The organism is Streptomyces abyssomicinicus (assembly GCF_008974245.1).
Lineage (GTDB): Bacteria > Actinomycetota > Actinomycetes > Streptomycetales > Streptomycetaceae > Streptomyces > Streptomyces abyssomicinicus.
The window spans coordinates 487,516-510,864 of record NZ_BBZI01000008.1 but is presented as its reverse complement, the minus strand read 5'-3'; the positions used below and the strand labels follow the sequence as shown (position 1 = coordinate 510,864).

The window sequence follows — 23,349 nt, the reverse complement described above, 5'->3', positions numbered from 1 at the left end:
GCCCCCGCACAGCAGAACGCCCACCCTCGCCCGCGAGGGCGAGGGGCGCCGGCGGTGGCGGTCAGGCCGGGACGGCCGCCATCACGCGGCTGCGCAGGGGCTCCGGCAGGTCGTCCGGCGTCCGCCACGCGTATCCGGTGACCTCCTCCTCCTGCAGCACCACGGCGTCGTCCGTCTCCAGGTGGAACAGGAACCGGAAGTCGAAGTGCTGGTGCGCGGGCTCCCCCTTGCCGGGGTTCTCGGGGATCGGGTGGGCGTCGACGTGGACCGGCACCGCCGAGCCGGGGGTGACGTCCGCCGCGGGGATACCGGTCTCCTCCGTGAGTTCCCGCAGCGCGGCGTCCATCAGGATGCCGTCCTCGTCCTCGAGGTGCCCCCCGGGCAGGAGCCAGCGGTGCAGCGCCCGGTGTTCGATCTGCAGGACCCGGCCGTCCTCGCGCAGCAGGACCGCGCCGGCCGTCACGTGCCCGCGCCACTCGGCGCGGGAGGCGATGGCGTCGCCGGCCTGCTCGAGCGTGCTGGCGAGGTCGGCGAGGCCGGCCTTGTCGTCCGGGTGGGCCGCGAGGTAGGCGTCGAGGGTGCGCTGCACGTGCTGTGCCGTGATCGGCATGGGTGTCGCTCCTATCGGTTGAAGTAGTTGAGCCAGGTGCCGGCGATCTGCCCGCGGCCGGCGGCGGTCACCTCGTGCATGCCGGGTGCCAGGTCGCTGCGGGCGAGCATGCGGAGGCCCGCCAGGATCTCGGCCTGCACGAGGAAGATGAACGGGCCGACCGAGGCTCCGTGCAGGAAGTTGACGGCGTTGCCCCGGTTGAGCAGGTACCAGTAGTGCCCCGTGGTCGAGTAGCGGGTGACGTGTTCTCCGGAGGGGGTGCGCTGGTACACGTCGTCCAGGCCCGCCAGGTCCAGCTCGTCCTCGCTGCTGGTAACGGTCGCGACGTAGGCGCCGTTACGCAGCGCGGCGAAGTCCTCGCCTCGCAGGGACAGGTTGCCGCGAAAGCGCCCCGCTCTCCTCGAGGGCGGGGGCGCAGTGGCTCGGGCGAGCCGTCGGGATCCGGCGCGGGCGCACCCTCCTGGCCGTCGATGCCGGCAGCCCCCCCGTCCGCCAGGGGACCGCCCTGCCGGCCGGTCGCCCGGCGTGGTGCCGGGAGCGGCACCGGTAGGCCCCGGCCGCCCCGCGCCCGCGGAGCCCGGACGCTCAGGAGGTGCCGCGGGCCGGGCGGGCGGGGCGCGGGGTCGCCGGCAGGGGAGGGGTGAGGAGCGGCTCGAGCAGCTCCGCGAGCCGCAGGCGCTGCTCCGGTTCGAGCCGGCCGGTGGCCGGCTCGAGGGCCTCCTGCGCCTTCTCGTACATGAGCCGGGTCAGCTCCCGGCCGGCGTCGGTGATCTCGACGACGACGGCGCGCCTGTCCTCCGGGCTGGTGCCGCGTGTCAGCAGCCCGCGCTGTTCGGCGCGGCTGATCAGGCCGGACAGGGTGGACTTGTCCAGGCCGAGGAAGGCCGCGAGGTCGCTGACGCGGGGGCGCCGGTCGCGCAGGATGCCGAGCACGCGCAGCTGGGTGAGGGACAGGTCGTGCTCGGCGCCGATCCGGGTGAGCACGCCCATGACCTGGTAGGCGCTGCGGACCAGGCCGTCGATCAGGACGTCCGTGGAGTCGTCGGGAACCATGCGCGCCACCCTACTTGACATTGTTTGTAATCCCAACAACTCTATAAGTGATTGGGAATGCAAACCAACCAACCTGTGGGGGTCCCTCATGCATGCCGCTGTCATCACGGCTCACGAAACGCCGCCCGTCTACGCCGAGCACCCCGAACCCGTCGCCCGGGGCGAGCACGAGATGGTCGTGGACGTCCTCGCGGCGGGCCTGCACCACCTGACCCGGGCCAAGGCGGACGGCAGCCACTACTCCGCCGCCGGCGTCCTCCCGCTGGTGCCCGGTGCCGACGGCGTGGTGCGCGACCCCTCCGGTCACCTGCGCTACGCCGTCCTGGACGACACGCGTCACGGCACCTTCGCCGAGCGCACCGTCATCGACGTGCGCCGCAGCGTCGTCCTGCCCGACGACGTGGACCCCGTCCGGATCGCCGCCGCGATGAACCCGGGCATGTCCTCCTGGGTCGCCCTGCGCCGCCGCGTCACCTTCCGCGAGGGGCAGCGCGTCCTCGTCCTCGGCGCCACGGGCAACGCCGGACGCATGGCCGTCCAGATCGCCAGGCGGTTCGGCGCCGCGCAGGTCCTCGCCGCCGGCCGCGACACCGTCCGCCTCGGCACGCTGCCCGGCCTCGGGGCGGACCGCGCGCTCACCTTCGACGAGATCGCCGCCGCGGCCGACGTCGACGTCGTCCTCGACTTCGTGTGGGGTGCTCCCGCCGCCGACGCCATGCTCGCCCTGCTCACCGCCCGTGCCGACCGCTCCGCCCCGCTGACCTGGATCCAGATCGGCTCCATGGCGGGCGAGGCCGCCCCGGTCCCCTCCGCGGTGCTGCGCGCCGCCCGGCTGCGGATCGTGGGCAGCGGCATCGGCTCGGTCCCGCCGCGTGACTTCATCGAGGAACTGCCCGAGCTGGCGAAGGCGGTGACCGAGGGCGCCATCGACGTCCGGGCCCGTGCCGTGCCGCTGGCCCGGGTCACGCGGGCGTGGTCCGAGACGACCGGCGAACGCCTGGTCCTCGTGCCGTGAGAGCCCTGGGCCCGGCCTTCCCCCCTCACCTGTCACGGCTGTCCCCCGTCCTCCGGGCGGCGGGCGGCGGGGCGAACCGAAGGAGTGCGTCATGCAGAAGCGGGCGTTGATCGTCGGCCTCGGTATTGCGGGCATGTCCGCGGCCATCGGGCTGCGGCGGGCCGGGTGGACACCGGTGATCGTCGAACGGGCGCCCGGGCGCCGCACCGGCGGCTACTTCGTCAACCTGATGCCCGAGGGCATGCGGGCGGCCCGGGACCTCGGCCTGGACACCCTGCACACCCGTGACCCCGAGCGCGGAACGACCTGGGCACTGAACCGCAGGGGCCACCGCAGGCCCGCGGTGGGCTGGCTCGACCTGCCGGGCCGCCCCACCGCGATGGTCCGGGGCGACGTCGAGGCCGCGCTCTGGCAGCGGATCCGGCCGGACGGCGGGGACGGTGTCGAGGTCCGCTTCGCCACCGCGCCGGTGGAGATCGCCGAAGGCGACACCTCGGTGGAGGTGGTGCTGGAGGACGCCTCCGCCGGCCGCCGCCACCGCGAGTCCTTCGACCTGGTCGTCGGCGCGGACGGACTGCGCTCCACGGTACGGCGCCTCGCGTTCGGCCCCGACGAGCGTTTCATGACCACGTGGAACGCGATGATCTGCGCTTTTCCGCTGCCCGGGCAGGCCCCGTCGTTCGGTGCGCAGGACAGTGTCATCAGTGCCCGCGCCGGGCGGGCGGTGTGGGTGTTCGGTCTGGCGGACAGGGCGCCCACCGCGCTGCTGACCTACCGCGCCAAGGACATCGACGCCCAGTTCACCGGGGACCGCACCGAGCGGCTGCGTGCCGTGTTCGACGACATGGACCACCCCGCCGTCCGCCACGTCCTGGACGCGCTGGCCGGCACGACGGACTGCCTGTTCGACTCGGTGCACCAGGTGAGGATGGACCGGTGGCACACCGGACGGGTCGTGCTCGCCGGCGACGCGGCGTGGTGCCTGAACCTGTTCTCGGGCATGGGCACCACCGCCGCCCTGGCGGGCGGGGCGGAACTCGGCCGAGTCCTCGCGGAGCACCCCGGCGACCTGGCGGCCGCGCTGACCGCGTGGGAGGGCCGCCTGCGCCCCTTCGTCACCAGGCACCAGCGCCTGGCGCGGCTGAAGCAGCAGTGGTTCATGCCGACCCACCGCGCCTCGGCCGTGGTCCGCGCGCTGGTCCTGCGGCTGGCGGTCGGCGCCCGCAGTGCCGTCACCGAGGCGCGGCTGCTCCGGGCCGCCGCCCCGGTGCCGGACGGCGTCTGAGGGCTTGGCCGGCCGGCGTCCGAGGGCCTGGCCGGCCGGTCCTCCCCGCGAGGCGAAGCCCCCGGAACGGTCCAGGGGCTTTCTCGTACGTCCTGGTGGTGCTGTTCGCGATGCGGATCCGCGCACGTCCCGCCACGGCCGGGTCAGCCCCGGCGGTCGGACTCGTCGTCGGCCTCGCCCTCGGCCTGCGACGGCGTGGTGTGCGGAGGGTTGCGGTGCACCTCCGGCGCCGCCTCGCCGGGCTCGGGCTCGCGTTCGCCCTCCGCCTGGGAGGACATGGGGATCGACTGGTCGCTGATCTCGCTCATCGGGATCTCCTCGAGTGATCAGGGCATGTGGTGACGTGGCCCACCGCCTGTGGGTCTCAGCCGGCGGGTACCCGTGGTCGCGGCGCCTGACGCGTGGCGGAGGTCTCGCCGGGCGGGCACCGGCACGCGGCGCACGCCGTCGCAGGCCAGGCATACTGGACGGCGCACCGGACCAGGCGAACAGGAGGCGGTGTGCAGAGCCCGGAGAGGACCGCGGCGGGGGCCCCGGCCCCGGCGTCCGCGACGGCGGCGCCGCACCTCGCGGTCCGTCCCCTGCCCGAGGGGCGCGGGGTGACGCTGGCCGGCGAGGTCGGCCTGGCCACGCGTGCCGTGTGGACGGACGTCCTGGCCGAAGCGGTCGAGGGCGGCCGGAGCGCGTACGTGCTCGAGCTGTCCGAGGTCGCCTTCGTGGACGTGGCGGGGGCCGAGGCGCTCGCCGCCGCCGCGCGCCGCCTGGAGACCGGCCGCCGGATCGTCCTGCACGACCCGCCGAGGACCCTCAGCCGGGTCCTGGAGATGTACTGGCCCGGCCTGCCGGGGATCGAGGTGCCGACGCCGTGAGTACCGTGACCGAACCGTTCGTGCACCCGGCCCTGTTCTACGCGAACACCGACGAGTACCTGGCCGGCTGCGTCCCGTTCGTCCGTGAGGGACTGGAACGGGGCGAGCCGGTGGCCGTCGCCGTGCCGTCGTACAACCTGGAGCTGATCGAGGCCGGGCTGGGCGAGGACGCCGCGCGGGTACGTTTCCTCGACATGCAGCAGGCCGGCCGCAACCCCGGCCGCATCATCCCCGGCGTGCTGCGCGCCTTCGCCGACTCCCACCCGGACGCCGGGCGGGTCCGCCTGATCGGCGAGCCGATCTGGTCGGGCCGCTCGGAGACCGAGTACCCGGCGTGCGCCCAGCACGAGGCGCTCATCAACCACGCCTTCACCGGGCGCGCGGTCAGCATCCTCTGCCCGTACGACACCGGACGGCTCGACGAGCGGTCCCTCGCGGACGCCTACGTCACCCACCCCGTGGTGATCGACGGCGCCGGGCGGCACAGCGACAGCCCGGCCTACGACCCGGACGGCCTGGTCGCCCGCTACAACCAGCCCCTGCCGGCCGCTCCCGGCGGGATCCGCCTGGCGTACGACTACGACGCCGGGACCCTCCCCACCGCCCGGCACCGCAGCGTCGCCGAGGCCGCCCAGCTGGGGCTGGCCGGGGAGCGGCTGGACGACTTCGCGCTGATCGTGGCCGAGCTCACCACCAACAGCGTGGTCCACGGCGGGGGCCGGGGAACCGTACGGCTGTGGTCCGAGGAGGGCCGGCTGGTCTGCGAGGTCCGCGACGCCGGACACCTGACCGACCCGCTGGCCGGCCGCCGCCCCGCCGGGCGTGACCAGATCGGCGGACGAGGCCTGCTCACCGTCAACCTGCTGGCGGACCTGGTGCGCACGCACACCGGCGGGTACGGCACCACGATCCGGGTGTACCTGGCCCTCTGACCGACGGCCCGCGACCGGCCCTCCGGCCGCCGCCGGCTCTGTGGCCCGGACCCGCCGGCCCGCGGTCGGCTCGAGGCCCGCGACCGGTTCTCCGACCGCTGCCGGTCCTGTGGCCTGCCCGGCCGGCCGGGGACCGCTTCCGGTCCTGTGGCCCGGCTGACGGCCTGCGGCCGGCTTGACGGCCCGCGCCGGTTCTCCGACCGCTGCCGGTCCTGTGGTCCGCCCGGCCGGCCGGGGACCGCTTCCCGTTCTGTGGCCCGGACCCGGCGGCCCGCGGTCGGCTCGAGGCCCGCGACCGGTTCTCCGGATCGCTGCCGGTTCTGTGGTCCGCCCGGCCGGGGACCGCTTCCGGTCCTGTGGCCCGGCTGACGGCCCGCGGCCGGCTGACGGCCCGCGCCGGTTCTCCGGATCGCTGCCGGTTCTGTGGTCCGCCCGGCTGGGGACCGCTGCCGGTTCTGTGGCCCGGACCCGGCGGCCCGCGGCCGGGGCTTCGACCGCTGCCGGCCCCGTGGCCCGCCCGACCGGCCGCCCGGCCGGCGGGGTCAGCCGGCCAGCGGGTTGAGGACCATCGGCTCGACCTTGCCGTTCAGCATGGCGCCCATGCCCTGCACGGCGCAGACGTCGGGCCGCTCCGCGATGTGCACCGGCATGCCCGTCGCCTGGCGCAGCATCTGGTCGAAGCCGGGCAGCAGGGCGGTGCCGCCGACCATCATGATGCCGCGGTCGGCGAGGTCGGCCACCAGATCCGGCGGGCAGTCGCGGAGCACCTTGCCGATGCCGTCCAGGACCGCCGTCAGCGGCGTCTGGATCGCGTTGCGCACCGCCGCCGTGTCCACCTGGACCGACCGGGCCAGACCGGTGGCCACGTCACGGCCGTGGATCTCGGTGGTGGCCGGGCCGTGCGGGGTGAGCCCGTTGCCGGACAGGGCGAGCTGGAGGGGGCGCACCGACTGGCTGGGCAGCACCAGCTCGTGCTGGTGGCGCAGGTGCTGGACGATCGCGTTGTCCACCGCCTCACCGCCGACAGCGACCCGCTCCGCCGTCACGATCGACCCCAGCGACAGCACCGCCACCTGGGTGGCCGCCGCCCCGCACACCATGATCATGGTGGCCTCGGCGCGCTCCACCGGCAGACCGCAGCCCACGGCGGCCGCGATCAGCGTGTCCACCAGCTCCACCCGGCGGGCGCCGAGCCCCACCAGCGTCTCCACGGTGGCGCGGCGGGCCAGCGGGCCCGCGTCGTGCGGGGTGCAGGCCGCCGCCCGCAGCCGCGGCTTGCGGCGCAGGACGCGCCGGGTCTTCTCGCCGATCAGATGACGCAGCATCCGCTGCGCCATCTCGATGTCGATCACCGTGCCGCCGGAGACGGGGCGGACCGTCTTGATGTAGGACGGCGTGCGGCCGGTCATCTGCTCCGCGAGCTCGCCGACCGCGATCAGCGCGCCCGTCCGGGTGTTCACGGCGGCGACCGAGGGCTGGTCGACGACCAGACCGGCCCCCTTGACGTAGACGCGGGTGCGTGCGGCGCCGAGGTCCACGGCGAAGTGGCAGCGGCGCAACTGGTCGAGGTTGGCGGTCACTTGGGGAACCTCCCGGATGCGGTGGGCGACGCCCGGCCGGCGCCCCTCTGAGGCATCCTGCGAGCCCGCGGCACGCGGCGCCCGCTGGGACCGCCCGGCCGTGTGCGGTCCTAACGGGTGGCCGGCCACCCGCGCACGGCGTGTCGTGCGCGGGTGGCGGCCCACGCGGCATCACGCGGCATCACGCGGCATCACGCGGAAGGCGGGTTCCCGTCACGGCGCAATCCCGCCCGCCGGTCTTGACCTGACGGTGACATAAGCCTGCCAAGAATCTTCGGGAAGCGCCCGTCACCTCCCGGCGGACGCTGGACGAAGAGAGGGTAGATGAGCCCCCATTTCGCACGTCCCCGTTCCCCCCGCAGAACCGTCGGCCTGGTCTCCGCCTGCCTCGCCTGCGCGCTGCTGGCACCGGTCACGCCCGCCGGAGCCGCCCCGCTCCCCGCGGGCGGTTCCCCCACGGCGGCCCGCGCCGCGTCCGCCGCCGCCCACACCGTCACCCTGGTGACGGGCCACCAGGTCACCGTCACCGAACTCGGCGGCGGGCGCAGGACCGTCGAGGTGCAGGCCCCCGAGGGCGCCACCGGCGCCGTGCGCACCGACGTGGTGGACGGCAACGTCCTGGTCGTCCCCGAGGAGGCCGAGTCCCGTCTGCGGGACGGCACCCTGGACCGGCGGCTCTTCGACGTCACCGGCCTGATCGAGCAGGGCCTCACCGACGCCAGGACCGGTGAACTCCCCTTGATCGTCACGTACGGCAAGGGCGCCCGGACCACCACCCCCGAGGGCGCCGACCGCGAGCGGTCGCTGCCCAGCGTCCGGGGCGCGGCCGTCACCGCCGAAAAGGGCCGCGACTTCTGGAAGGCCGTCACCCGCCAGGCGGGCGTGGACGGTGTCTGGCTGGACGGGCGGGTCGAGGCCACGATGGCCGAGAGCAACGCGCAGATCGGCACGGGGGCCGCCTGGGACGCCGGGCTGACCGGCGAGGGCGTCACGGTCGCCGTGCTGGACACCGGTGTCGACGTCTCCCACCCCGACCTGACGGGCCGAATCGCGCAGTCCCGCAGCTTCATCGAGGGCCAGGAGGTCGCCGACCGCGACGGTCACGGCACCCATGTGACCTCCACCGTCGGCGGCAGCGGCGCCGCCTCCGACGGCAAGGAGAAGGGCGTCGCCCCCGACGCCACGCTGGCCGTCGGCAAGGTCCTCGACGACTCCGGCTCCGGCAGCGAGTCGCAGATCATCGCCGGCATGGAGTGGGCGGCACGCGACGTCGGCGCGAAGATCGTGTCCATGAGCCTGGGGTCCCAGGAGCCCAGCGACGGCACCGACCCCATGGCACAGGCCGTCAACACCCTCTCCCGCGAGACCGGGGCGCTCTTCGTGATCGCCGCCGGGAACACCGGCACCCCCTCGTCCATAGGCTCGCCCGGCGCCGCCGACGCCGCGCTGACCGTCGCCGCCGTCGACCACGAGGACGCGCCCGCCTACTTCACCAGCGCGGGCCCCCGGTCCGGCGACAACGCGCTCAAGCCCGACCTGGCGGCGCCCGGCGTCGACATCCTCGCGGCCCGCTCCACCCTCTCCGAGGGCTCCGGCGACTACGTCGCCCTCAGCGGCACCTCGATGGCGACCCCGCACATCGCCGGGGTGGCCGCGCTGCTGGCCCAGCGCAACCCGGACTGGACGGGCGAACAGCTCAAGAACGCCCTGATGTCCACCTCGAAGCGGCTGGACACCTCCGCCTACACCCTCGGCGCCGGCCGGGTCGACGTGCCGGCGGTGGTGGCCGCGTCGGTGACCGCGACCGGCAGCGTGGACCTCGGCTTCCACAGCTGGCCCTACGAGGAGAACACCCCGACGACGAAGACCGTCACCTACACCAACTCCGGCGACCGCGATGTCGAACTCGACCTCGCGGTGGAGGGCGGCCCGGGCGTCGCCACCCTCGCCGACACCCGGCTGACGGTGCCCGCGCACGGCACCGCCTCCACCACGGTGACCGGCGACGGCACCGACGCGCCGGTGGGCAGCACCAGCGGGCGGATCGTGGCCTCCGCGGCCGGTGAGCCCGTCGCCCACACCGCCTTCGGCCTGGTCAAGGAGGAGGAGCGCTACTCCTTGACCGTCCACGTCAAGGACCGCGAGGGCAAGCCGGCCGCCGCCGGCCTGTCGGTGCAGAAGCTGGCCGCCGGAAACTGGGCCGAACCCGCCTTCACGGGCGACGACGGCACGGTCGAACTGCGGCTGCCCCCGGGCACCTACAGCGTCGACACCTTCCTCGACGTCACCGGCGCGCACGGCCCGGACTCGCTGGGCCTCGGCCTGCTCGCCGCACCCGAGATCGACCTCGACCGTGACCGGGAGATCACCCTCGACGGCACCGAGCTGCGCGAGATCGAGGCGAAGGTCGACGACCGCACCGAGACCCGGCAGCTGATCATGGAGTTCGCCCGTGAGGCCAACGGCCTCTCGGCGGTCGCGGCCCTCCAGATCCCGATCCGCTACGACACCGTCTACGCCGCCCCGACCCGCCAGGTCACCGAGGGGACGTTCGAGTACCGCACCCGGTGGCGGCTCGGTGAGCCCGCGCTGCAGGTGCGCGGCGTCGGCGAGACGGTTCCCCAGGCCGGAGCGCCCCTCGTCGACGGAGACCTGCGCCTGCGGCTGGCCGACATCGGCACCGGCCCGGTCACCGCGGCCGTCAAGGGCAAGGCCGCCCTCGCCACGATCGGCGACGACACCGACCTGCCCGCCCTCGCCCGTGCCGCGCACGAGGCCGGCGCGAAGATCCTCTTCGTCACCGACGACCGGCGCGGCCGGCTCAGCATGTGGGCCGGCGACCTCGTCACCGGCGCCGAGGCCCCGCTGCCCGTCGCCTCCCTGAACGCCGCCGACGCCGAACGGCTCCGTAGGAGCGGCACCGTCAAGGCCGAGGGCACGCCGAACACCCCGTACGTCTACGACCTGACCCAGGGCCACCCGGGCGCGATCCCGGACCGCAGCCTGGTGTACGCCCCCGACCGCGACGACCTCGGCCGGGTGGACGTGGCGTTCCACGCGACGCGGCCGAGCGACGCAGGCAGCGAGTTCCGCTACTCGATCACCGACACCTTCCCGGTCGGTGTCGGCTTCCGCGAGCGGGTCTCCTACCCGCACCGGCGCACCGACCACGTCACCGTCGAGAAGGGCCTGACCTGGCACGAGGTGACCATGATGAACAACGATGCGCTGGAGCAGCGTTCCGGTCTGGTCACCTACCGGGCGGGCGACCGGCACGAGCGGAACTGGTTCCGCCCCGTCTGGCACCCCTGGATGGGCGAGGGCCTCGGCTGGGGCCAGACCCGCGAGGGCGACTCGATGGCCTTCAACGTCCCCGGCTGGGGCGACTCCGGCCCCGACCACACCGGATTCGGCGACGTCTGGAACGACGCCTCCGGCATGACGCAGGTGACCGAGGCGTACGCCGAGGACGGCACCCTGCTGGGCCGCGTCCAGGGCAGCGGCCTCAACGTGTGGGAGGCCCCCGCCGAGGAGCAGACCTTCAAGCTGGTCACCGACACCACCCTCGACCCGGAGAAGTGGGACCTGTCCACCCGGGGCCACGGCGAGTGGACCTTCCGTTCCGGGACGACGGACGGACAGGTCACGATGCCGCTGCTCAACCTGGGCTTCCACGTCACCACCGACCTGTCCGGCGACATCCGGGCGGGGCAGCGGGTGCCGGTCTCCATCAGCGGCGAGTACGTCGGCGGCGCGAGCGGGACCGGAAAGCTGAGGTCCGGTGAGCTGGAGGTCTCCTACGACGACGGCGCCACCTGGCGGAAGGTGGACCTGCGCCGCGACGGCGGCACCTGGCGCGGCACCCTCTCCGCGCCGCGCGGCACGGACCACGTCTCGCTGCGCGCCGAGGTCCGCGACGACAAGGAGGGGTCGGTCCGCCAGGAGATCATCCGCGCCGTCGGCGTGAGGTGACCCGGACGGACCCCGCGTGAACGACGGCGGCGCCGCCTCCCTGGGACGGGGAGACGGCGCCGCTGCGCGTTCAGCTTCCGGCGCCTCGCCGGGACGGCGTCAGATCAGCCAGCCCAGGAAGTGGGCGATGCAGGCGAGCGCGTCGGTGATGACGTTCATGGGGTACTACTCCTCGGGACATGATTGCTTGTTCGGGACACGCGCCGACCTCCGGTCTGCAGCCCGCCGTCGGCACACCGTGAGCATTTCTTCCGACAAGTGGTTCGCGCGGGCGTATGAACGTGGATCACCTGATCAAGGGAGCGGCAGAACAGGTGTCCAGTGCACGCTTCCGTCCAGCGCGCGCTTCATCACCTTTCCCATGTCGTTGCGGGGCAGGGCGTCGATCAGCCGGACCTCCCGCGGGCGCTTGTGGGGCGCCAGGCGGTCCGCCACATGGCCGGTCAGCTCCTCGAAGGCCGGTGGCGACTGCGGGTCGGCGGGGACGATCCAGGCGACGATCCGTTCGCCCAGATCCTCGTCGGGCGCCCCGGTGACGGCGGCCTCGGCCACCGCGGGATGTTCCAGCAGGGCGTTCTCGATCTCGCCCGCGCCGATCTTGTAGCCACCGCTCTTGATCAGGTCGGTGGCCCGCCGGCCCACGATCCGCACCGATCCGTCGGGCTCGCGCACCGCCATGTCGCCGGTGCGGAACCAGCCGTCGGCGGTGAAGGCGGCGGCGGTGGCGTCCGGGCGGTTCAGGTACTCGGTGAAGAGGTTCGGGCCGCGGACCTGGATCTCCCCGACGCTCTCGCCGTCCGGCGCCGGGAGCGCGGCGCCGTCGTCGTCCACCAGCCTCAGCTCCACGCCGGGCAGCGGGACCCCCACCGTCCCGGCGGCCGCCGGGCCGGACCTGGCGTCGGCGCGGACGCTGGTGTTCATCAGCGTCTCGGTCATCCCGTACCGCTCGATCACCCGGCGGCCGGTGGCGGCCAGGATCCGCTCGTGGTCGTGGACCGGCAGGGCGGCCGAACCCGACACCAGCAGCCGGGCGGCGGCCAGCCCCTTCGCCAGCTCCGGTTCCGCGGGCAGGGCCTCGGCGATGCGGTGGTACATCGTCGGCACCCCGAACAGCATGGTGGCGCCCGCGTTCAGTTCCCGGCCCACCCCCACCGTGTCGAACCGGCCCAGGTGACGCAGCGAGCCGCCGCGTCGCAGCGGACCGAGCGTCCCCAGCACCAGGCCGTGCACATGGAAGAGCGGGAGGGCGTGCACCAGCAGGTCGTCGCCCGTCCAGGCCCAGGCGTCGGCCACCGCGTCCAGGGTGGCGGCGACCGCCCGGCGGGGGATCACCGCGCCCTTGGGCGGTCCGGTCGTGCCGGAGGTGTAGACGACCAGCGCCGCGTCGAGGGGGCCGGCGGTGTCCGGCGCGAGGGCGGTGCGGGTCCAGGGGTCGACGTCCAGACGCTCCAGGCCCGCCGTCGCCTCGGGGAGACGGGTCCGGGGGGCGGCCAGCACCGCGTCCGGGGCGCTGTCGGACAGGATGTGCTCCAGCTCCCGCTCACCCGACCGCGGGTTCAGCGGCACCACGCACACGCCCGCCGCCAGCGCCCCCACAACGGCCACCGCGGTCTCCAGCTCGGACGTCGCCCACACCGCCACCCGGCGCCCCGCACCCCGGTCCGGCAGACCGCGGAGCTGGGCGGCCACCGTTCCGGCCGCGCCCGCCAGGTCCCCGTACGTCAGCGCGTCGCCGCCGAAGGCCAGCGCGGGGCGGTGGGCCAGGGCGGGGTCGTGGAGGAGGGGGAACAACGGCAGCGGGGTCCGGGAGGCGGCGGAGGACTTCGGCGGTGACGACTGCGGCAGCGGGGTCGGCTGTGGCGGCGGGGACTGCGGTGAGGCGGACATGGGCGCTCCTTCGCGCGGACGGGACAGCGGCGCCCCGGAACCTACCCGGCGGAGGCCCCCGTCACCACGACGCGCTGGAGCAGCCCCCAGGTGAACTCGGCGACGCACTCGACGCGGACGCCGTCCGTGTCCGGGAGGGTCAGCGCGAGGCCCCAGCGGGTCGGGGCGGTGCCCTCCAGCGGCCGGGCCCCGGGGAAGGCGCGGGCCGCCTGGTCGACCGTGCAGGACCAGGGCGTGAGGTCGTCCAAGGTGCGCGGTCCGGGGCCCGGGTCGCCCGGTGCGCGCACCAGCCACTCGTTCCAGACCGCGCCCGTGGGAGCCACCAGGATCTCGAACCGCAGGTCCGGCCAGAGCGGCACCGGCCACAGCCGCGCCTCGCACTCCAGGTCGCCGATCACCCGCCGCCGGGTCAGCTCCGGCACGCCCAGCACCGAGCCGTAGCGGGCGGCCGCGCCCCGGCCGCGCGGCGTGCGGACCATGGCCTGCCAGCGCCGGTTGGCCTCCCGCATCTCCGCGGCCGAGGCGCCCAGCCGCCGCCGGGCCTCCTCGACCAGCTCCGGGTTGAAGTCGGCCATGCGGCGCAGCAGCACCAGCTGGAAGTGCAGCCGGGTGAAGGGCCCGGCCGGGGCGGAGCCGTTCGCGGGCGGCACGGCGTTCACCGGCCCGGCGACTCGACGTCGTCCACCGGGGTGCCGCCCGCGGCCGCTCCCAGCAGTCGCAGACTCACCTTGCCCAGGCCCGCCGGTGTGGTGCCGTCCGACAGGACGGCCAGCGCCAGTGTGTTCTCACCCCGTGTGCGCAGCACCCCGTTCGGCAGCGGGAAGACGTGCTGCGGCCCTGTGTCGTTGACATACAGGCCCATGTTCCAGCCGTTGAGGAAGATCTGCGTCCGGTAGGCCCGCCCCGGGTCGTCCTCCAGCACCAGCCCCACCGAGGCGTCCACCGAGGCGGGCACGTCCAGGGAGAAGGCGGTGCGGTACCAGGTGACGCCCTGCCGCGCCCGCTCCGGCGCGTCCGGCAGGCCCTCCGCACGGTCCTCCGCCCGGTCGTCCGTTTCGGGGAGCGCGGCGGGCTCCCAGCCCTTGCCGTCCACCGGGCCCGGCAGGTGCCAGCCCTTCCGCTCGCCGTGGAGGCCGCCGTTGTTGAGGGGCCCGCGCACCGGGTCCGCGGCCCTGGCGCCCTGGAGCCGCCACCGCACCTCGGGCCGCGCCCCCTCGAAGGTCACCGAGGTCAGTCCGCGCGCCGCCTTGTAGGCGCCGGCCGAGCCGCTGCCGACGTCACGGGCCATCGGCCGCACCAGCACCGACAGCACGTGGGCGCCCCGGGTGCGCAGCCGCTCGGGCACCTCGAACTCCGCGGTGGCGGTGCCCGCCGTGTCCCCGTCCGGGCCGGTGCCGGTGCCGGCCGGGGCGGCGTCGTCGGGGCGCCGGTGGACGCCCAGCGGCTCGCCGTCCAGCCAGGCCATCACCAGGCCCTGCGGCCCCGCCCGGTAGGAGAGCCGCACCGAGACCGCTCCGCGCGCGTCGCCGAACCTGCCCCGGTACCACAGGTCGCCGTAGTGGAAGCCGTAGTCGTCCGCGAAGAGCACCGGCTGCCCCTCGGGCACCGGCGTCGTCCCGGACGAGGCCTCCAGGTCGGCGGAACGCCAGCGGCCGTCGTCGAACCGGGGGTCGGCCTCCGGGTCCCCGGCCCGGCTGGTCCAGCCGGTCAGCGCGGGCAGTTCCACGGCCGGCGGCGGCTTCAACCGGTCCGTCGCCACCAGGGCGTTGGCCCGGGAGACGGTGGTCCGCACCCGGGTGCCGTTCCAGGTGGCGGAGCCGATCCCGCCGGGCGCCCAGATCTCCAGGCCGGTGAGCCCCCGCACGTCGCCGGTGAGGTCCACGCCGTCCTCGTGCGGCGTGAGGGTGCGCACCAGCGACGGGCCGTAGACGAGGAAGTTCCCCTTGCGGGTCTCCACCGGCCACAGCCGCGCCGCGTCGTCCTCGTCGGCGAAGACCAGCAGCAGCGGGCGGCTGCTGCCGCCGCCCTCCACCAGCACCCGGCTCAGGCCGCCCCTGCCCAGCGGCGCGGTCACCCGCAGCAGGCCCCGGTCGAGGGCCCAGGCCGGCTCCGGGTCCAGCCGGGTGGTCACCGGACCCACCGGGCACTCCAGGACCACCTCGGCCAGCTCCTCACGGGTGCCGGTGAACACGGCGACGTCCATGGAACCCACCGGGAGGAAGAGCATCGGCTGCGCCGTGGAGTGGCGCAGCAGCCGCTCGCCGAGCCGCAGCCGCGACATGATCAGCCGGGCGTCGCGCGGCTCCAGCGTGACCTTGACCGGCAGGTCGGAACCGGCCACCCGCAGCGCGGTGGACACCCGGACGTCCGAGTCGTTGCGCAGCACGTACGTGTGCGAGCCGGTGTCCGGGTTGGTGAGGTGGTACACCCGCACGCGGTCGTCGTCGGCCCGCACGTCCGCCGCGCGGTTCAGTTTCGCCAGGTCGGGGACGGTGCGCAGCATGTGCCCGATCTGCTGGGTCGCGGCCAGCTTCGCGGTGGGGTTGCGGGCCTCGTCGTGCCCGGCGGCGAGGTCGTAGGAGGTGATGGTCGAAGGGCCGCCCTGCCAGCCCCAGTTGGTGCCGCCGAACGCGAGCCGGGTGTTGTGGACGGTGAGGCCGTTGGCGATGTCGGTCAGGCAGGTGCGGCGCACGTGGGCGGCGTCGAACTCGCGGCGGACCGCCTCGAAGCCCCGCGGCCCGAAACGGCCGCCGCCCCACGGCACCGGCTGCCCGGTGGCGAACTCGGCGAGCACCTCGGCGGTGCGCGGACGCGACCGCTCGGCGGCGGCCGACCCGAAGTACAGTCCGCGGTCCGGCGGGACGGCCGCCGGGTCCGCGTCGTCCGGCTCGGAGGCGGGGGCCAGCTCCCGGTGGAACACCGGCACGTCGATCCCGTCCCCGCGCACCTTGGCGTACAGGTGTTCCCGGTAGGCGGCGGAGGCGGCGCCGCTGACGTCGGTGAACTGGTACAGCAGCACCGTGCCGCGGCCCTCGGTGTACTGGTGGCGGCGGGCGATCCGGTCGACGGCGGTGAGCCAGGCGTCGACGTGCTCCAGGTAGGCCGGATCGTCGGCGCGGGGCGCGCCCCCGGTCCCGGCCAGCCACCCCGGCAGCCCGCCCGCGTCCAGGTCGGCGCCGAGGAACGGGCCGGGGCGCAGCACCACGTACAGCTGCTCCTCTGCGGCCGTGCGCAGCAGCAGGTCCAGGTCGCGCACGCCGGTGAAGTCGTGGCGGCCCGGCGCGGGGGAGTGGTGGCTCCACGCCACCGGCACGGTCACCGCGTTGTGCCCCGAGGCGCGGATCTTCTGCAGGGCGTCCCGCCACAGCGAGGGGCTGGGCAGCCGGAACGCGTGGAACTCCCCGGACCACAGCACCAGACGCTGCCCGTCGACGATCAGCGAGTACCGGTCGTGGCGCACCGAGTGCGGGCGCCGGTCCGCGCGCGGCGGGGCGGGCGGACGGCCGGTGGGCACGTTCCGCGACGCGGACGACGTCGGCGCGGCCGCCGTGCCGCTGCCCGCCAGCGCCAGCCCCAGAACGGCCGTGCCGGCCAGAGCACTGAACGTACGCCTGGTGAACACCAACAGAACCTCCGCCGACTCCCGCGCCACGTCGACGCGCGGGCCCCATTCTCCACAGGGGCCGCGTCCGGGGTGGGCCGGTGGGTGCCCCTAGCGCCCGGTTCGTCATGGAATGGCGGGTTATGGCGGGGGGTGTCGCGGGCATGTGGCGTCCGTCTCGCGGGCGACCCGGGGAAAGCGGCCCTGCACCGCCCGTCGCACCGGTAACTTCGGGCACCGCTCGGCTGTGGCGACCGATGAAGGGGTGGGTGGGTCCGGGGTGCTGGTGACGGGCAGGGTGCTGCGTTTCGACGAGGTGCGCGGGTACGGGTTCATCGCGCCCGACGAGGGCGGGGAGGACGTGTTCATGCACGCCAACGACCTGCTCGACGACAAGTACCTGTACGCGGAGGGATGCCAGGTCGAGTTCGTGCTCGAGATGGGGGAGAAGGGACCCAAGGGGTCGGAGATCCGCCTGCTCGCGCCGGCTCCGCGGAGCGCGGGCCCGGTGGCTGGCCTGGGGGCGGGCCCGGGGTCGCGGACGGCGGCGGGCGAGTTCCGGGCGGAGCTCACCGAGGCGCTGATCGAGGCGGTGCCGACGCTGACGGCGGCGCAGCTCCGGCAGGTCCGCGGCTGCGTCCTCGAACTCACCCGCGCCCGCGGCTGGTTGGCCTGACCCTCCGGCCGGCGGCCCGGCCGGCGGGCCGCCCGACGACCCCGGCCGACGGGCCCGCGCCGCGCGCGTCCGCACGCAGCGCAGTCGGCCGGTAGCGCGCTGTCGGCCGGGCGCGCGTGCCGCGCCGACGACCCCCGACACCGCACACGATCTTCACTTCGGCCCCCCGGAAAGTCACCGGTCCGGCACCTACCCTTCCGTCCTCATGGACTATTGCGCGCGGTGCCGGCGGCATCTCAACCTGCAGTTCAACTGCCCCGGTTGCGGAACGCCGGCCTGGGAACTCCACAAGTACGCCGAAGCCGTGGAGGCTTCCGCCGATCCTGCCGAGCCCGCCGGGCCGGTCGCCGGTGAGATGCCCGCCGGTGAGGTGCCGGCCGGTGAGGTGCCGGCCGGTGGGGCGGAGGACGTCACGGCCGCGGTGGAGGAGTCCGGCGCGGGGCCGACCGGCACCGGGGACACCAGGCGCGGAGGGGATGTCAGGAGCCCCGGGGGCCGCCGTGCCGGACTCCGCTCACCGCGGGGGCGGCAACCGGCCGCCTCCCGGTCCTCGGCACGCCGGGGCGGCCGCCGGGGGCCGGGGCGCGCGATCCTGATCGCGGCCTGCCTGCTCGGCGCCCTCGGCCTCGGCGTGGCCGCCGTCGGCGGCCAGGACGCCTCCGCGCCGACGGCGGCGGAGGCCGCCCGGGATCCGTCGGCGGAGGTCGAGCGCGTCCCGCTGCCGGAGCTGGAGGAACGGAGCGGCACACCCGGGGAGGGCACGGCGTCGGCCTCCGCGTCCGCGTCGGCGTCGGCCTCCCCGACGGCGACGGAGAGCCCGTCGCCGTCACCGTCGTCGTCCCCGGAGGGGCCACCGGCCGCCGAGGACCCGGCGAAGCCGCCGAGCGCCTCCACCCGCGGCCCGGACCGGCCGCGGCCGGTCCCCACCGCCACCTCCGCCTCGCCCGGACCCACCCCCACGCCGTCACCGACGTGCAAGCGGGTGCTGTGGTGGTGCGCCTGACCGGAGACCGGCCGGAGGCGACGACCGCCCGGCGACGGCGACCTGCCGGAGGCCACCGCACCGGGGCGACCGGCGGGAGCGGGCGTCCGCGGAGGTGGCCGGGCGGGGCGGCGTCAGACCTTGACGACCGCCTTGCCGACGTTGTCACCGCGCAGCAGCATGCCGAGGAAGGCGTCCACGCCGTTCTCGATGCCCTCGGTCACCGTCTCGCGGTACTTGAGGTCACCGGAGCGGATCCACGCGCCGGCCTCCTCGGTGAACGCCGGGCGCAGGTCCTCGTGGTCGCCGACGAGGAAGCCCTCGATCCGGCCGCGGGTCTGGATCAGCCGGGGCAGGTTGCGCGGGCCCGGGACCGGCTCGGTCGCGTTGTAGACGGCGATCATGCCGCAGACCGCGATCCGGCCGCCCAGGTTGAGCGAGCCGATCGCCGCCTCCAGGTGGTCGGCGCCCACGTTGTCGAAGTACACGTCGACGCCGTCCGGCGCGGCCTCGCGGAGCTGCTTGCTCACCGGGCCGTCCTTGTAGTTGAAGGCCGCGTCGAAGCCGTACTCCTCGGTGAGCAGACGGACCTTCTCCGCGGAACCGGCCGAGCCGATCACCCGGGAGGCCCCCTTCAGCTTCGCCATCTGCCCCACCTGGGAGCCGACCGCGCCGGCGGCGCCCGAGACGAAGACGGAGTCCCCCTCCTTGAAGGCCGCCACCCGGAACAGGCCCGCGTAGGCGGTCAGCCCGGGCATGCCCAGCACGCCCAGGTAGGCGGAGAGCGGCACCGCGTCGGGGTCCACCTTGACGGCGTGCCGCGCGTCCAGCGAGGCGTAGTCGCGCCAGCCGAGCATGTGCACGACGTGGTCGCCGACCTGGAGATCGGGGGAGTTCGAAGCGACGACCTCGCCCACGGCATGGCCCTGCATGGGCTTGTCCAGCTCGAACGGGGCGACGTAGGACTTGGCGTCCGACATCCTGCCCCTCATGTACGGATCGACCGAGAAGTAGTGGTTGCGGACGAGGACGCGGCCGTCCTTCAGCTCGGGCAGCTCACTGGTGACCAGGGCGAAGTCGTCGGGCTTCGGCTCGCCGACCGGACGGCTCCTCAGGTGCCAGGCGCGGCTCTGCGCAGGAAGTTCATGTGTGTGGGGCATGGGTTCCATGGTGCCCGCTCGGCGGCCGGGACGCACCGCTAGAGTTCCCGGCATGCGTGATCTCGGGGTCGGATTCGGTTACTTGTTCAAGGGTCAGCGCTGGGTGGCCCGGCACGGAAGGCAGTACGGCTTCGGCCTCATACCCGGGTTGATCACCCTGGTGCTCTACCTGGGCGTGCTCGTCGCGCTCTTCGTCTGGGGGCCCGAGCTGGTCACCTGGGCCACCCCGTTCGCCGACGACTGGTCGGACGGCTGGGCGAGCACGGTACGCGCGGTGTTCACCGTGCTGCTCTACGCGCTGTCGCTGCTGGCGATGGTGCTCACCTTCACGGCGATGACCCTGCTGATAGGGCAGCCGTTCTACGAGGCCCTCTCCGAGCGGGTCGACCGCGACGTGTCGCCCGACGGCACGGCGGCCGTCTCCGACCTGCCGCTGCTGCGCGAGCTGTGGATCTCCGGCCGGGACAGCCTGCGGGTGGTGATACGGGCGGCCCTGTGGGGCCTGCTGCTGTTCCTCCTCGGGCTCATCCCCGTGGTGGGGCAGACGGTGGTGCCGGTGATCGGGTTCTTCGTCACCGGGTTCTTCCTCACCGAGGAGCTGACGGCGGTCGCCCTGCAGCGGCGCGGCGTCGAGCTGCGCAAGCGGCTGGAGCTGCTGCGCTCGCGGAAGCTGCTGGTGTGGGGGTTCGGGACGCCGCTGGCGGTGGCGTTCCTGGTGCCGGTCGTGGCGGTGCTGCTGATGCCGGGGGTCGTGGCCGGGGCGACGCTGCTGGCCCGCGACCTCCTCGGCGAGGAGACGCGGGGCAACGAGGACACGGCCACGGACACGGCCACGGGCGCCGGCACGGCCACGGGAACGGACCGCGCCACCGCCTGACAGGGCGCGCCCCACGGGGGCGCCGTCCACCCGACGAGGAGCGTCCCCCGCCCGACGAGGAGCGTGCCCCGCCCGACGGAGCGCGCCCCTCACCCGAGGAGCGCGTCCCCCGCCCGACCGGGCGGTGGAGGGCTACCGCGTGGCGAAGCCGTACACCGTGCGGGAGCGGAACGTCTCGCCAGGGCGCAGCACCGTGGAGGGGAAGTCGGGGCGGTTGGGGGAGTCGGGGTAGTGCTGGGTCTCCAGGGCGACCCCGTCCCCGGGGGCGAACGGGCCCTGGAGGAAGTCCCCGGTGTACACCTGGATCCCCGGCTCCGTCGTCGCCACCGTCAGGACCCGCCCCGTGGACTCCTCCCACATCTCGCCCACCCGCACGGCCTGAGCGGTGACGCCCTTGTCGAGGACGAAGTTGTGGTCGTACCCCTCGCCGGTGGGCCGCCCGTCCTCGTCCCGGAAGTCGAACCGGGTGCCCGCGACCTCCGCGGGAGCGCCGACGGGGATGTTGGCGTCGTCCACCGGCGTGTACCGGGAGGACTCCAGCCGCAGCCGGTGCCCCCGCGCCGTGCCCGAACCGGCGCCCGCCAGGTTCCAGTAGCTGTGGTTGGTCAGGTTCACCACCGTCGGCGCGTCCGTCACCGCCTCGTACGTCAGCGACAGCGAGCCGTCCTCCTCCAGCGCGTACACCGCGGACAGCTCCAGGCGGCCCGGGAAGTTCCCCTCACCGGCCGGGCTCACCCGCGACAGCCGCAGCGCGTGGTCGCCGTCCGGCTCGACCTGCCAGATCCGCTTGTCGTAGCCCTCGTCCCCGCCGTGCAGGCAGTTCCGCCCGTCGTTGCGGGGCAGTTCGTACGCGACGCCGTCCAGGGTGAAGCGGGCGCCGCCGATCCGGTTGGCGTACCGGCCGATCAGCGCGCCGTAGAACGGGCCGGTGAACTTCAGGTACCCGTCGAGCTCGTCGAAGCCCAGCACCACGTCGGCCGTACGCCCGTCACGGTCCGGCGTCTCCACGGACTGGACGATGCCGCCGTACGACAGGACCCGCGCCCGCACCCCGGCCCGTTCCAGGGTCCACCGGTGTACCGAGGCGCCGTCGGGAAGGGCGCCGAAGAGTTCGCTTCTCATGATCGCCACCCTAGGCCGTGACCGCGCGGTAGGCGATGTCGGCCAGCTTCGTCTGGCCGTCCACACTGGGATGGAACAGGTCCCACCGGCTGAGCTGCGGCACACCGAACCGGTACGCGTACACCGCCCCGCCGTCCGTCCGGCACCGCCGGTCCGCCGCGCACACCTCGGCCATCGCCTCGTTGTACTCCTCCACGCGGTCCCTGACCTTCTTCCGGCGCTCCACGGCCTTGCGGTCCATGGCCCCAGCTTCCCCCAGCATCGTCGGGCAGATGCCCAGTTTCCAGATTTCGCGGCCCATCGGCGTCTCCTGGCCGACCTCCCACAACCGCTTCAGGTCGGGCACCGACGCCACGTACACCTGCGAATCGGGCGACCGCTGACGCAGCGTCCGCAGCGCCGCCTCGAACTCCTCGCGGAACGTGCCGACCGGCGTCATCGACCGCACCGACCCGCGGCAGGCGTCGTTGGCGCCGACCAGGACCGTCACCAGCTCGGGCCGGCGGACCGCCGCCTGCCGCATCTGGGCCTCCAGGTCGGACACCCGGGCGCCGGTCTCGGCGTAGTTCCAGGTCCGCGTGGCCGTCCGCGAGCGGCCCAGCAGCCGGGACGCCAGGCTGTCCACCTCGGGGGAGTCCCCCGTCGACCAGGACACGCTGGGGCAGTCCGAGAGGACCTGGCAGGAGTCGAACCCCGTGGTGATCGAGTCGCCGACCGCGGCCACCGAGTCGGGCGAGCGGTCCCAGGCGGACGGCGGGGGCGCCGCCGACGGAGGCGGCGCGGCGCCGTCCTGGCCGCCGCAGCCGGACACCGCCGCCAGGGCGGCGCAGAGCGCGGCCACGACGACGGCGCGCCGCGGCCGGGGACGGCGGGAGGTCGGCATGCCCAGCACTCCTTCGGAAGGTCACGGGCCGGTACCCATGGTCGGCGCGAACGGGGGCACAGGTGCCGATGTGCCCCTCGACATGAGAACGTGCGGGAGTTCCCGTCGCCGCCCCGTTGTGACCTTGCCGACCCGTACAAGCGTCCCACCGGGTGAATGGCGGCGTTTCGCCGCCGTGGGACCGACGGTACGTCACACTCCGCGCCTTCCGGCACGGTAGCCTCGCTCCGTGGCTCCCCCGACACGCCGTCAGACCGCTGCCCGGGAACTCAGGAGCCGCATCCGTCCGTTCCGTCCGTGGCAAGCGCGCCGCTCTGGGGAGGTCCTCTCGGTGACGACACGTGGGGTTCTGTACGTGCACTCCGCTCCACGCGCGCTGTGCCCGCACGTCGAGTGGGCGGTCGCCGGAGTGCTCGGCGCCCGCGTGAACCTGGACTGGATCCGGCAGCCCGCCGCGCCCGGCACCTGGCGCTCCGAGCTGTCCTGGCAGGGCAAGGCCGGCACGGCCTCCAAGCTGGCCTCCGCGCTGCGCGGCTGGCAGATGCTGCGGTTCGAGGTGACCTCGGAGCCGTGCGCCGGAGCCGAGGGCGAGCGGTACAGCTGCACGCCCGGCCTGGGCATCTTCCACGCCGTCACCGGCATCCACGGCGACATCATGATCCCCGAGGACCGGCTGCGCGCCGCCCTGGCCCGCGCCCACAAGGGCGAGACGGAACTCGAGGCCGAGCTGGCGAAGCTGCTGGGCAAGCCGTGGGACGACGAGCTGGAGCCCTTCCGCTACGCGGGCGAGGGCGCCCCCGTCCGCTGGCTCCACCAGGTCGTCTGAGCCGACCCGGCAGCACACG

Annotated in this window: 19 protein-coding genes and 1 pseudogene; 9 read left to right on the top strand and 11 right to left on the bottom strand. The window is 74.6% G+C overall.

All coding sequences use genetic code 11. From position 1 onward, the window contains the following. Positions 1–61: 61 nt before the first annotated feature. From GBN72_RS19245 to GBN72_RS19235, 3 genes and pseudogenes are all read right to left on the bottom strand, one after another. The gene (locus GBN72_RS19245) at positions 62–610 is read right to left on the bottom strand and encodes an NUDIX hydrolase (RefSeq protein WP_151773076.1); all 549 of its coding nucleotides are present in this window, start codon (positions 608–610) and stop codon (positions 62–64) included. 11 nt (positions 611–621) lie between these two features. After that, a pseudogene (locus tag GBN72_RS19240) lies at positions 622–990 on the bottom strand (Rossmann-fold NAD(P)-binding domain-containing protein); the annotation flags it as partial. A 205-nt stretch (positions 991–1,195) separates the two neighbouring features. After that, complete coding sequence (locus GBN72_RS19235; RefSeq protein ID WP_151773075.1) at positions 1,196–1,663, bottom strand: MarR family winged helix-turn-helix transcriptional regulator; 468 nt, start codon at positions 1,661–1,663, stop codon at positions 1,196–1,198. A gap of 88 nt (positions 1,664–1,751) precedes the next feature. Between GBN72_RS19235 and GBN72_RS19230 the strand changes: the two genes are divergently transcribed. Both GBN72_RS19230 and GBN72_RS19225 read left to right on the top strand, forming a co-directional pair. Continuing rightward, positions 1,752–2,678, top strand: coding sequence for a quinone oxidoreductase family protein (locus GBN72_RS19230; protein ID WP_151773074.1), 927 nt, complete (start codon positions 1,752–1,754; stop codon positions 2,676–2,678). Positions 2,679–2,769: 91 nt separating this feature from the next. Further along, positions 2,770–3,963 (top strand): FAD-dependent monooxygenase, encoded by a 1,194-nt coding sequence (locus GBN72_RS19225; RefSeq protein ID WP_151773073.1) that lies wholly within the window; start codon positions 2,770–2,772, stop codon positions 3,961–3,963. Between the two features lie 143 nt (positions 3,964–4,106). Here the strand turns inward: GBN72_RS19225 and GBN72_RS34175 are convergent, their stop codons facing one another. Further along, a complete protein-coding gene (locus tag GBN72_RS34175) occupies positions 4,107–4,271 on the bottom strand; it encodes a hypothetical protein (protein ID WP_164540727.1) in 165 nt (54 codons plus the stop codon). A gap of 192 nt (positions 4,272–4,463) precedes the next feature. On the opposite strand from GBN72_RS34175, the gene GBN72_RS19220 reads away from it, so the two are divergent. Both GBN72_RS19220 and GBN72_RS19215 read left to right on the top strand, forming a co-directional pair. Then, complete coding sequence (locus GBN72_RS19220) at positions 4,464–4,832, top strand: STAS domain-containing protein (protein WP_151773072.1); 369 nt, start codon at positions 4,464–4,466, stop codon at positions 4,830–4,832. Further along, positions 4,829–5,764: an anti-sigma factor RsbA family regulatory protein gene (locus GBN72_RS19215; protein ID WP_151773071.1), complete on the top strand. Its 936-nt coding sequence runs from the start codon at positions 4,829–4,831 to the stop codon at positions 5,762–5,764. The genes GBN72_RS19220 and GBN72_RS19215 overlap by 4 nt, the downstream gene beginning before the upstream one ends. 542 nt (positions 5,765–6,306) lie before the next feature. Here the strand turns inward: GBN72_RS19215 and GBN72_RS19210 are convergent. Continuing rightward, positions 6,307–7,344, bottom strand: coding sequence for a rod shape-determining protein (locus tag GBN72_RS19210; RefSeq protein ID WP_151773070.1), 1,038 nt, complete (start codon positions 7,342–7,344; stop codon positions 6,307–6,309). Between the two features lie 324 nt (positions 7,345–7,668). Between GBN72_RS19210 and GBN72_RS19205 the strand changes: the two genes are divergently transcribed. Further along, a complete protein-coding gene (locus GBN72_RS19205) occupies positions 7,669–11,316 on the top strand; it encodes a S8 family serine peptidase (protein WP_151773069.1) in 3,648 nt (1,215 codons plus the stop codon). Positions 11,317–11,610: 294 nt separating this feature from the next. On the opposite strand, the gene GBN72_RS19200 is transcribed toward GBN72_RS19205, so the two are convergent. Genes GBN72_RS19200 through GBN72_RS19190 form a run of 3 tightly spaced genes read right to left on the bottom strand, consistent with a single transcriptional unit; the run spans position 11,611 to position 16,828 of the window. Continuing rightward, a complete protein-coding gene (locus tag GBN72_RS19200) occupies positions 11,611–13,203 on the bottom strand; it encodes an acyl-CoA synthetase (protein WP_151773068.1) in 1,593 nt (530 codons plus the stop codon). A gap of 41 nt (positions 13,204–13,244) precedes the next feature. Next, positions 13,245–13,853, bottom strand: coding sequence for a hypothetical protein (locus tag GBN72_RS19195; RefSeq protein ID WP_151773067.1), 609 nt, complete (start codon positions 13,851–13,853; stop codon positions 13,245–13,247). 5 nt (positions 13,854–13,858) lie between these two features. Then, the gene (locus GBN72_RS19190) at positions 13,859–16,828 is read right to left on the bottom strand and encodes a beta-galactosidase (protein ID WP_151773066.1); all 2,970 of its coding nucleotides are present in this window, start codon (positions 16,826–16,828) and stop codon (positions 13,859–13,861) included. Between the two features lie 256 nt (positions 16,829–17,084). On the opposite strand from GBN72_RS19190, the gene GBN72_RS19185 reads away from it, so the two are divergent. After that, positions 17,085–17,480 carry a cold-shock protein gene (locus tag GBN72_RS19185; protein WP_151773323.1) on the top strand — a complete coding sequence of 132 codons (396 nt, stop codon included), beginning with the start codon at positions 17,085–17,087 and terminating at the stop codon, positions 17,478–17,480. Positions 17,481–17,685: 205 nt separating this feature from the next. Next, on the top strand, positions 17,686–18,483 hold the full coding sequence (locus GBN72_RS19180; protein ID WP_151773065.1) for an SCO2400 family protein: 798 nt from the start codon (positions 17,686–17,688) through the stop codon (positions 18,481–18,483). A gap of 113 nt (positions 18,484–18,596) precedes the next feature. Here GBN72_RS19180 and GBN72_RS19175 read toward each other — a convergent pair whose 3' ends face one another. Further along, on the bottom strand, positions 18,597–19,622 hold the full coding sequence (locus GBN72_RS19175; RefSeq protein WP_151773064.1) for an NADP-dependent oxidoreductase: 1,026 nt from the start codon (positions 19,620–19,622) through the stop codon (positions 18,597–18,599). A 52-nt stretch (positions 19,623–19,674) separates the two neighbouring features. On the opposite strand from GBN72_RS19175, the gene GBN72_RS19170 reads away from it, so the two are divergent. After that, the gene (locus GBN72_RS19170) at positions 19,675–20,499 is read left to right on the top strand and encodes an EI24 domain-containing protein (RefSeq protein WP_151773063.1); all 825 of its coding nucleotides are present in this window, start codon (positions 19,675–19,677) and stop codon (positions 20,497–20,499) included. A gap of 132 nt (positions 20,500–20,631) precedes the next feature. Here the strand turns inward: GBN72_RS19170 and GBN72_RS19165 are convergent, their stop codons facing one another. Beyond that, positions 20,632–21,621, bottom strand: a complete 990-nt coding sequence (locus GBN72_RS19165) for an aldose epimerase family protein (RefSeq protein ID WP_151773062.1) — start codon at positions 21,619–21,621, stop codon at positions 20,632–20,634. Positions 21,622–21,631: 10 nt separating this feature from the next. After that, positions 21,632–22,504, bottom strand: a complete 873-nt coding sequence (locus GBN72_RS19160) for an SGNH/GDSL hydrolase family protein (RefSeq protein ID WP_151773061.1) — start codon at positions 22,502–22,504, stop codon at positions 21,632–21,634. Positions 22,505–22,835: 331 nt separating this feature from the next. On the opposite strand from GBN72_RS19160, the gene GBN72_RS19155 reads away from it, so the two are divergent. Then, positions 22,836–23,330 (top strand): DUF3145 domain-containing protein, encoded by a 495-nt coding sequence (locus GBN72_RS19155; protein WP_151773060.1) that lies wholly within the window; start codon positions 22,836–22,838, stop codon positions 23,328–23,330. Positions 23,331–23,349 lie beyond the last annotated feature (19 nt).